Source organism: Paenarthrobacter sp. NPDC089714, assembly GCF_044748905.1.
Classification (GTDB): domain Bacteria; phylum Actinomycetota; class Actinomycetes; order Actinomycetales; family Micrococcaceae; genus Arthrobacter.
The window spans coordinates 444,087-453,127 of record NZ_JBIVGX010000003.1 but is presented as its reverse complement, the minus strand read 5'-3'; the positions used below and the strand labels follow the sequence as shown (position 1 = coordinate 453,127).

Below are 9,041 nucleotides of genomic sequence, written 5' to 3'. Positions count from 1 at the left end.
AAGATCGCCAACCACGACTCCAAGAACCTCGTCAACGAACCCGTCGCGTACCGGCTGATCCCCACCAACGGCATCCAACTCGCCGCCCGGGACGAAGCCTACGTCTCCCAACGCGCCCAATTCGCCCGCCACAACCTCTGGGTCACCCCCTACGACCGCACCGAACGCTTCGCCGCGGGCGAGTACCCCAACCAGGCCACCGGCGCCGATGACGGACTGCACATCTGGACCCAAAAAGACCGCAACATCGTCGATCAAGACCTCGTGGTCTGGTACACCTTCGGCATGCACCACGTCGTCCGCCTCGAAGACTGGCCCGTCATGCCCCGCCAAAACATCGGCTTCATGCTCGAACCCCACGGCTTCTTCAACCAAAACCCCACCCTCAACCTCCCCACCACCACCAGCACCACCCAAACAAGTGACAGCGACACCTGCTGCCACAACGGGAACCAGCACCCGCACGGAAGCAAGTAAGTACGCAAAGGCACCGGCGCGGAGCCACCACGGCTCCGCGCCACGTCCGTTTCAAACTTCCGGTCCCCGGTGCGGCAGCGGCAAAGTCGTCCGCTGCCGCACCGGGGACCGGTTTCATTTCCACAGCCGTATCCCCTTTAGGAGCCACCTCATGAAACTTCAGGTAGCCATCGACCTCCTCACCACCGAAGCCGCGCTCGAACTGGCTGGCAAAGTCGCCAGGTATGTGGACATCATCGAACTAGGGACATCCCTGATTAAGTGCGAGGGGCTTGCGGTCATCACGGCCGTCAAGGAAGCCCATCCGGACAAAATAGTCTTTGCTGACATGAAGACCATGGACGCGGGTGAGCTGGAAGCCGACCTGGCATTCAGCGCCGGCGCGGATCTGGTCACTGTGCTTGGTGCCGCGGATGACTCCACCATCGCAGGTGCCGTCAAAGCCGCGAAAGCCCGGAACAAGGGTGTTGTAGTTGACCTGATCGGCGTCACGGACAAGGTTGCCCGTGCCAAGGAAGTCTGGGGTCTGGGTGCATCATTTGTGGAGATGACCGGTGGCCTGGACGAGCAGCGAGCCCCGGGATTCGACTTGGATGCGCTGGTCCGTGCCGGTGTCGCATCCGGCGTACCGTTTTCGGTTGCCGGTGGCGTCAAGCCACGTACCATCGACGCCGTTCAGCAGGCGGGCGCGGATGTCGCCGTCGTCGGTGCCGCTATCCACGCAGCGCCCAACCCGACTGAGGTCGCAAAGGATCTCCGCTCGGCCATTATGTGGCGGCCCGCCGCCTAAGGTGTGGGCGGGACGCATCTATACTCAAACGCATGACAACTGGGCGGGCGGAAAAGGCCGAAGAAACCGTAGGGCACCAGGAATCAGAAGCCACTCTCGGCGCCTTGGAGGGCGTTATCGCTGTCCAGGTGAAACGGCACAGGGTGGACGCCGGGATGTCGGCAGCGGAACTGGCGAACCGCACAGGTTTGTCCAAGGCGATGATTTCGAAGATCGAGTCGGCCAGCACTTCGTGTTCGTTGACTACCTTGCAGCGTCTGGCCCAAGGCTTGAACGTACCGGTGACGGCGCTGTTCCAAGGCGCGGACACCGAACGCGAAGCCACCCTGACCCGGGCCGGGGAAGGAAGCGTCACGGTCAGGAGCGGTACCCGGCACGGCCATGAGTACCGTTCCCTCGGCTCACTCAAGCGCCGTGAGCACGCCATTGAGCCCAGTCTCGTAACGTTGACCAGTGCTTCCGATGTCTTTCCGCAGTTCCAGCACCCCGGAACGGAGTTCATTTACATGCTCGAAGGTCGGATGGTCTACGGGCACGGGTCTTACGAGTACGAGCTCGCCACCGGGGATTCGTTGGTCTTCGAGGGCGAAGGTCCGCACGGTCCGCTGCGTCTGGTGGAGCTGCCTATTCGCTTCCTCGCGGTTGCAGCCCGCTGAAAGTGCATGAAGAGGGCGGCCTGGATGATTCTCCAGGCCGCCCTCTTCACGAACGCGAGGCGCTTTAGGAACGGGAGGGGGAGCCGAGCATTTCGGGCTCTTCATCCACCAGGTAGGCCTCTTCGGCGTGGGCAGCAATGTCGATGCCGCGCAGTTCGTCTTCCGGCCGGATGCGCAGTCCCACGGTCACCTGAACGAGTTTTGCCACGAGCCAGGTTGCGGCGAACGAGTACAGCAACACGGCTCCCGTAGCGAGGGCCTGGGTGCCGAGGAGGTCAAAACCGCCGCCGTAGAGCAGTCCGGCCGCCTTGTTCGGGGCTGCTTCGGTGGCGAAGACGCCAATCAGCAACGTGCCGATGACGCCACCCACCAAGTGCACTCCCACCACGTCCAGGGAGTCGTCGAAGCCCAGGCGGAACTTCCACTCCACCGCCAGAGAACACACCGCACCGGCGATGGCTCCGATGGCGATGGCACCGATCGGGCTGACTGCGCCGCACGCAGGAGTGATGGCAACAAGACCGGCCACCAGCCCGGAGGCGGCGCCGATGCTGCTGGCGCGCCCGCGGCGGAGGCGCTCGACGGCGATCCAGCCCAGGAGCGCAGCGGCACCTGCCACTGAGGTGGTCAGGAAAACGACGGAGGCGGTGTTGCCGGCCGCGAGCGCTGACCCGGCATTGAAGCCGTACCAGCCGACCCAGAGGAGTCCTGCACCGACGAGGACCAGGGGCCTGCTGTGGGGCCTGACGTGTTCGCTCTTGGGCCATCCGGCGCTTCGGCCCAGGACCAGTGAGAGAGCGAGCGCGGCGACGCCTGCGTTGATGTGAACTGCTGTGCCACCGGCGAAGTCGATGGCTTTGAGCCCGTTGAGGATCCAGCCGCCGGTGATGCTGCCGTCGGGGGAGTTCAGGGCGAAGACCCAGTGGGCGACGGGGAGGTAGACCACTGTTGCCCAGAGCGCGGCGAACAGCATCCACGCGCCGAACTTCATGCGTCCAGCTGCGGCGCCGGCAATGATGGCGGTGGTGATGCCTGCGAAGAAGAGCTGGAACGCCGCGAACAGGGCCGGTGGGATGGCGGCGTTGGGGTCCTCGGCAAGGAGTTGTTCCAGTCCGAGGTACTGGGTGGGGTCGCCGAGCAGCCCGGCGCCGCCGAGGGAGTTCCCGAACACTGCGGAGTAGCCGAACGCGGCCCAGAGGACGGCGACGATGCTGACGCCGCCGAAGCACATCATCATCATGTTCAGGATGCGTCTGGAGCCGACCATTCCTCCGTAGAAGAGGGCCAGGGCGGGGATCATGAGGCAAACCAGGGCCGAGCTGACCAGCAGCCAGGCGACATTTCCCGTATCCATGGGAAACCCCTTTCGAGCGGTTCTTGTTGGGTGCGGTGGATGGGGTTGGGTGTGTTGGTGTGCGTTGGGGGCGGGTGACTGCCGCCCCCAACGCAGGTCTGGAGGGGTTATGCGAGGGCGGGGGTTTCCCAGAGGTTCAGGACGGTGCCGATGTTCTTTTCGTCGGCGGTTCGGTAGAGCTCGGTGGCCCAGGCGACGTCTTCGATGGGCATGCCGCCGACGGAGTAGAGGATGATTTCTTCGTCGTCGCGGCGTGCGGGGAGTTTGCCGGTGGCGATGTCGGCGATTTCTTCGATCTTGGAGGCGGGGATCTTGCCTTCTTCGAGGAGTCCAAACCAGTGGGATCCGGGGATGCCGAGGATTTGGTAGGCGGTGGGGCCGTATTCTTCGAGCCAGGCCTGGTAGAGGCCTTCGGCGTCGATGACCAGGCGGGCGTCGCCTTGGAGGAAGTCGTCATCGAAGCGGGCCGCGGCAGGCAGGAGCAGCAGGGCGCCGGGCTTGATGGCGTGCTTGGGGAAGTACGGGAAGGCCTCGCTGCCGGCGGCGTCGGTGGAGGTGGTGGCCATGACGACGTCGGCGTCGGAGATCGCGTCCTCAATGCTCGCTGCCGCCGCGACCTTGGTCAGTTGCGGGAAGGTGGCCTGGGCCCAGTCAACGAAGGCCTGGGTGCTGCCTTCGCTGCGGCCCTTGACGTAGAGGGTGTCGATGGAGGGGCGAAGGGCCAGGGTGGTGGAGAGGACGGAGCGGGCGATCACACCGGGTCCGACGACGGCCGCGACCTTCGCATCGGCCTTGGCAAGGTGCTTGACCCCGACGCCGGGAACGGCACCGGTGCGGTATGCGCTGAGGAGGTTGGCACTCATGATGGCCAACGGGGCGCCGGTGTCGCTGTCGTTCAGGACGAACACGTGGATGGAACGGGGGAGGCCCTTGCCTCGGTTTTCGGTGTTGGAGCCGTACCACTTCACCCCGGAGGTACCGAAGCGGCCACCGAGGTAGGCGGGCATGGCCATGAAGCGGCGGTCCGGGCCGTCCTTGGGCATCCCCGCGAACTCGGGGGCTGCCGGGAACGTGATCATGGCGCCGTGGGAGTTGCCGTTCTCACCGGCCATCCGGTAATCGCCCAGGCGAAGCAGAACAAGGGCTTCCTCCATGACGTCGGTGCAGCGGACCAGGTCGCCGACGCCGGCGTCGATCATGTCGGGTTCGCTGAGGTAGCGGAAGTTGATCTCGGTGGACATAGGTACTCCTTCGTGGATCATGTCATGAAACATTGGTAACTGACATTCAACCCTCATGGCGTTTCCGATCCATCAAGCGGAAGTTTCCGGCGTGTAACTTCTCCGTCCGGGGCGGTCGCCAGGCCGCGCTACGTCAGATGGTCGAAATCCCCCCGCGCCCACGCGGCATGCCTCTCGGCAGACTTCCTCAGCACTGCCTTCGCTCCGGATGGAATGACGTTGTTGAAGTTTCCGTACATCCGGTCGAACTCAATCCCACCCAGATCCTCCGCCAGGCGCAACGCCACTGCGCCGGACAAGGGAAGATGGTTTGGGTAACTGCGCATGAAAGCTACCGATCGGCGGTCCGGGTTGGGGAACACCGTATCGCCCGTCAGCAGAACGCCTCTCCCGTCAGCTCCGGCCGCCCAATGCACCACGGCACTGCCCGGAAAGTGGCCTCCGGCCTGATGGAGCGTCAGCCCCTCCGCGAGGAGCCGGCTCCCCGCCCACGAAACAACGTTCGGGTCATCGCGGCCCAGCCATTGCCGATCAATCTCCGGCACCAGGATGGGAACTCCACCAAGCCTGCGGGACCACTCCACCTGCACACCGAACATGTGCGGATGGCTCGCCGCAATTGCCAGGACGGGCCCGCGATCAAGCACGGCCCGCACGGCGGCGTCATCCACATAGCCAACCGGGTCCCAGATCACGGACCCCTCCGGAGTGAGAACCCATTGGGATGTCTGTCCAATGCCAACTTTGGGTTCTACCCGAATACCCCAAAGGCCCGGCTCGTTTTCTTCAACCACCACCCGATGACCAGCCGCCGCCAGCCCGTCAAGGCCAAGCCACCGCTGGCCTTCCTCCAGGACGTACTGCCGCTCGTCGGCACAGATAGGGCACAGCTCCGGCGTGGGCTCCTCGCGCTCAACCCCACACGTTCCACAGACCAACATCCCAGCGTTCCCTTCCACCGATTCTCCTGCACCCTCCCGCAGGCTGGATGCCCCACACTATGGCACCCCACGTTGCGCAGGAAGAGGCTGCCATTGCGCCCGCATATGCCTCCAACAGAAATGACGGAACTGCTGCTGGGGGCTGCCGCTTCGTCAAGGGAGCTTCCGCCCCCAGCCCAACTCCACTAGCGTCGTCTGCGAAGGCCGCCACAGGTGCGCCTTCCAGCTATCCAGGCCCGGACTGTCCAGACCAAGCAAAGGAACACCATGGCACTGAGCAAGGGAACACGAGTGGAATGGAACACCTCCCAAGGCAAGACGCACGGCAAGATCGTGGAAAAGAAGACGAGCGATTTTCAGCTTGATGGCAACACCCACCGGGCCAGCGAAGATGAGCCGCAATACGTCGTCGAATCCGCGAAAACGGGTGCCCACGCAGCCCACAAAGGATCCGCGCTGACTGAACTGCCGTAGACGCGGCCGGAACACCGTTGAGCGAAGGCGGCTATATTGGCCCTGTCAGCCACCAAGCAAAACAGGGGAGTCTGCACACATGGCCAAGGAACTCGCCACCCAGCTCATTGAACAACTCCAGGCTGCGGGGGTGCAGCGGATCTACGGGATTGTGGGTGACAGCCTGAACCCCCTGGTGGATGCCGTCCGGCAAACCGGAGGATCCGCAAAAGGCGGCATCGACTGGATCCACGTGCGCCACGAGGAGGCAGCCGCGTTCGCTGCGGCCGCGGACGCGCAGCTGACCGGGAAGCTGGCAGTGTGTGCGGGCTCCTGCGGTCCCGGCAACCTTCACCTGATCAACGGCCTCTATGACGCCAACCGGACAGGCGCTCCGGTACTGGCCATCGCTTCCCACATACCCAGCAAGCAGATCGGCAGCGGATTCTTCCAGGAAACCCACCCTGACCGGCTGTTCAATGAGTGTTCCGTCTACTCGGAACTGATCAGCACGGCCGAACAGGCCCCAAGGGTCATGCACAGCGCCATCCAGAGTGCGCTGGCACTCGGCGGAGTGGCCGTCGTAACACTCCCGGGCGATATTGCCGGCCTCGAAGCCACAGCGCCCTCGCCCCTGCCGGCCACCTTCCGCCCTGCCTCCCTGATCCCCGATCCCACGAGCGTGCAGGGGCTCGCCGATGCCATCAACGACGCCGGCAAGGTCGCCATTTTCGCCGGGGCGGGCGTTGAGGGAGCGCACAGTGAGCTGATCGCGCTGGCCGAACTCGCCAAGGCGCCCATTGGACACTCCCTGCGGGGCAAGGACTTCGTCCAGTACGACAACCCGTTCGATATCGGCATGACGGGACTGCTTGGATATGGCGCGGCAGCGGAAGGAATCGAGGACGCTGACCTGCTGATCCTTCTCGGGACCGATTTCCCCTACGACCAGTTCCTGCCGGACACCCGCACGGCCCAGGTGGACAGGGCCGCACAGCGGCTGGGGAGACGGACCGACGTCGATCTCGCCGTACACGGCGATGTCCTGCCTACCCTCACCGCCCTGCTGCCCCTGGTGAAGCCGAAGACCAACCGGCGTTTCCTGGACCAGATGCTCAAGAAGCACGATCGCTTGATGAACAAAGCCGTGGGTGCCTACACGCGGAAAGTGGAGAAAAAGCAACCGATCCACCCGGAGTACGCGGCATCGCTGCTGGACCAGACGGCGGCCGAAGACGCCATCTTTACTGCCGACACCGGAATGTGCAATGTGTGGACGGCCCGGTACATCAACCCCTTGGGCACGCGCAGACTGATTGGCTCCTTCCTCCACGGCTCCATGGCGAACGCCCTGCCGCACGCCATCGGAGCGCAAGTGGCGTTCCCGGAACGCCAGGTGGTCTCGGTTTCGGGGGACGGCGGCCTCTCCATGTTGCTGGGGGAACTCATCACGGTCGCCGCGCTCAAACTTCCGGTGAACGTGGTGGTGTTCAACAACTCCACGCTGGGCATGGTGAAGCTGGAGATGCTGGTGGACGGCCTGCCTGACTTCGGCGTTGACGTTCCCGACGTCAACTATGCGGCAGTGGCCGCCGCCTTGGGATTCCATGCTGTCCGGGTTACGGACCCCGCGGACATTGAAGGGGCGTACCGCTCGGCATTCGCCCACCCCGGGCCGTCGCTGGTTGAGCTGATCACCGACCCGCAGGCGTTGTCCCTCCCGCCCAAGATTTCGGGCTCCCAGGTCATCGGCTTCGCCACCGCAATGTCCAAGGTGGTGCTGAACCGTGGGGCAGGGGAGGCGGTCAGCATGGCCCGGAGCAACCTCCGCAACATCCCACGGCACTAGCGGAACAAGGGGACCGGGCTCACGCTCCGGGCCGGCCGGGCCATTCCTTTCCGGCCCAGGGATCGTAGTTGGCGATCAGCTCTTCCTGCTCCGGGCGTTGTGCCTCCGGAACGTGCTGGAGGTTGATGCGGACGCGGTACCACAGGGAGCTTGAGCCGCGCATGCCGTCCACCAGGACATCGGCGGGGTGCAACTCCGCCACAACAGCTGCGTGGCGCGCCTTCCACGCTTCCAGCGCTTCGAGGGCTTCGGCCTTGGTCTTGGTCCGGGCCACTTCAATGAGCGGCATGACCGACTGCCGCCGTCCCGAACCATCACCCGAACGCGGAGCTTTCTCAGCCGGTCCCAGCTCGGCGGCCAAGGCGAGGAGCCGGTCCAGGCTACCTGCAGCGCCATCGATCCCTGCATGGGGATCCCCTTGTTTCGCGAAGCGCGCCGGTACGGTCAACACGGTGAATTGGCCGGGCCTGGCCGTCGCCAGCTCGTCCCAGGTAAGGGGAGTGGAGACCCTGGCGTCGGGGAGCGGCCGCACCGAGTAGGCGGAGGCCACCGTCCGGTCCTTGGCGTTTTGGTTGAAGTCAACGAAGACGCTCTCTCCGCGCTCCTCCTTCCACCATCGGGCAGTGGCGAGTCCGGGCGCCCGGATCTCCACTTCCCGGGCGAGCGTTTCGGCGGCGAGGCGCACGTGCTTGTAGTCGTGGTCCGGCGCAATCCGGACCAGGATGTGCAAACCCCGGGATCCGCTGGTTTTGGGCCATCCCACCAATCCAACGTCCTCCAGCACTTCCCCCGCAACGTAAGCAACATCCACGATTTGGGACCAATCCACTCCCGGCATGGGATCCAAATCGATCCTCAGCTCGTCCGGGTGGTCAAGGTCCTCGGCGCGTACAGGATGCGGATTGAGGTCGAGGCACCCCAGGTTCACCACCCACGCCAATCCTGCAGCATCCCGGATGACCGCTTCCTCCGCCGAGGTCCCGGACGAATAATGCAGGGTTGCCGTGTCGATGAAGGGTGGATGGTTCTCAGGAACCCGTTTTTGGAAGAACGGCTCGGCGTTGATGCCCTTGGGGAAGCGCTTGAGGACCATCGGACGGCCGCCCGCACCGCGCAATGCTCCTTCCGCGACGGCAAGGTAGTACCGCACCAAGTCCAGCTTGGTGATCCCCGGTTCCGGAAATACCACCTTGTCCGGACTTGAAATGCTGACATCCCAGTCGTCGATGGCCAGGATCTCGGGCGGGGTCTTTGACGGACTCATGGTGTCACGCTAGCAA

The 9,041-nt window shown here is 64.4% G+C and carries 8 protein-coding genes and 1 pseudogene; 5 read left to right on the top strand and 4 right to left on the bottom strand.

The window, feature by feature from the left end:
• The 3 genes and pseudogenes from ACIPY3_RS08725 to ACIPY3_RS08715 all read left to right on the top strand — a co-directional run.
• Positions 1–477, top strand: a pseudogene (locus ACIPY3_RS08725) (tyramine oxidase); the annotation flags it as partial.
• Between the two features lie 151 nt (positions 478–628).
• A complete protein-coding gene (gene hxlA, locus ACIPY3_RS08720; RefSeq protein WP_400332587.1) occupies positions 629–1,267 on the top strand; it encodes a 3-hexulose-6-phosphate synthase in 639 nt (212 codons plus the stop codon).
• A 32-nt stretch (positions 1,268–1,299) separates the two neighbouring features.
• The gene (locus tag ACIPY3_RS08715; RefSeq protein ID WP_400332585.1) at positions 1,300–1,923 is read left to right on the top strand and encodes a helix-turn-helix domain-containing protein; all 624 of its coding nucleotides are present in this window, start codon (positions 1,300–1,302) and stop codon (positions 1,921–1,923) included.
• A gap of 64 nt (positions 1,924–1,987) precedes the next feature.
• Here ACIPY3_RS08715 and ACIPY3_RS08710 read toward each other — a convergent pair whose 3' ends face one another.
• The 3 genes from ACIPY3_RS08710 to ACIPY3_RS08700 form a co-directional block, all read right to left on the bottom strand.
• Entirely contained in the window at positions 1,988–3,277 is a 1,290-nt protein-coding gene (locus ACIPY3_RS08710; RefSeq protein ID WP_400332582.1) for an ammonium transporter, read from the bottom strand.
• A 107-nt stretch (positions 3,278–3,384) separates the two neighbouring features.
• Positions 3,385–4,518 carry a tyramine oxidase subunit B gene (locus ACIPY3_RS08705; RefSeq protein ID WP_400332579.1) on the bottom strand — a complete coding sequence of 378 codons (1,134 nt, stop codon included), beginning with the start codon at positions 4,516–4,518 and terminating at the stop codon, positions 3,385–3,387.
• A 128-nt stretch (positions 4,519–4,646) separates the two neighbouring features.
• Complete coding sequence (locus ACIPY3_RS08700) at positions 4,647–5,459, bottom strand: MBL fold metallo-hydrolase (RefSeq protein WP_400332629.1); 813 nt, start codon at positions 5,457–5,459, stop codon at positions 4,647–4,649.
• Between the two features lie 267 nt (positions 5,460–5,726).
• On the opposite strand from ACIPY3_RS08700, the gene ACIPY3_RS08695 reads away from it, so the two are divergent.
• Together ACIPY3_RS08695 and ACIPY3_RS08690 are read left to right on the top strand one after the other, a co-directional pair.
• On the top strand, positions 5,727–5,933 hold the full coding sequence (locus ACIPY3_RS08695) for a DUF2945 domain-containing protein (protein WP_400332577.1): 207 nt from the start codon (positions 5,727–5,729) through the stop codon (positions 5,931–5,933).
• Between the two features lie 79 nt (positions 5,934–6,012).
• Positions 6,013–7,761 (top strand): pyruvate dehydrogenase, encoded by a 1,749-nt coding sequence (locus tag ACIPY3_RS08690; RefSeq protein WP_400332574.1) that lies wholly within the window; start codon positions 6,013–6,015, stop codon positions 7,759–7,761.
• A gap of 19 nt (positions 7,762–7,780) precedes the next feature.
• Here ACIPY3_RS08690 and ligD read toward each other — a convergent pair whose 3' ends face one another.
• Entirely contained in the window at positions 7,781–9,025 is a 1,245-nt protein-coding gene (gene ligD, locus ACIPY3_RS08685; RefSeq protein WP_400332571.1) for a non-homologous end-joining DNA ligase, read from the bottom strand.
• Positions 9,026–9,041 lie beyond the last annotated feature (16 nt).

Coding starts and splice junctions, on each gene's coding strand:
- hxlA (WP_400332587.1), top strand. CDS start 629: ATGAAACTTCAGGTAGCCATCGACCTCCTCACCACCGAAGCCGCGCTC.
- ACIPY3_RS08715 (WP_400332585.1), top strand. CDS start 1,300: ATGACAACTGGGCGGGCGGAAAAGGCCGAAGAAACCGTAGGGCACCAG.
- ACIPY3_RS08710 (WP_400332582.1), bottom strand. CDS start 3,277: ATGGATACGGGAAATGTCGCCTGGCTGCTGGTCAGCTCGGCCCTGGTT.
- ACIPY3_RS08705 (WP_400332579.1), bottom strand. CDS start 4,518: ATGTCCACCGAGATCAACTTCCGCTACCTCAGCGAACCCGACATGATC.
- ACIPY3_RS08700 (WP_400332629.1), bottom strand. CDS start 5,459: ATGTTGGTCTGTGGAACGTGTGGGGTTGAGCGCGAGGAGCCCACGCCG.
- ACIPY3_RS08695 (WP_400332577.1), top strand. CDS start 5,727: ATGGCACTGAGCAAGGGAACACGAGTGGAATGGAACACCTCCCAAGGC.
- ACIPY3_RS08690 (WP_400332574.1), top strand. CDS start 6,013: ATGGCCAAGGAACTCGCCACCCAGCTCATTGAACAACTCCAGGCTGCG.
- ligD (WP_400332571.1), bottom strand. CDS start 9,025: ATGAGTCCGTCAAAGACCCCGCCCGAGATCCTGGCCATCGACGACTGG.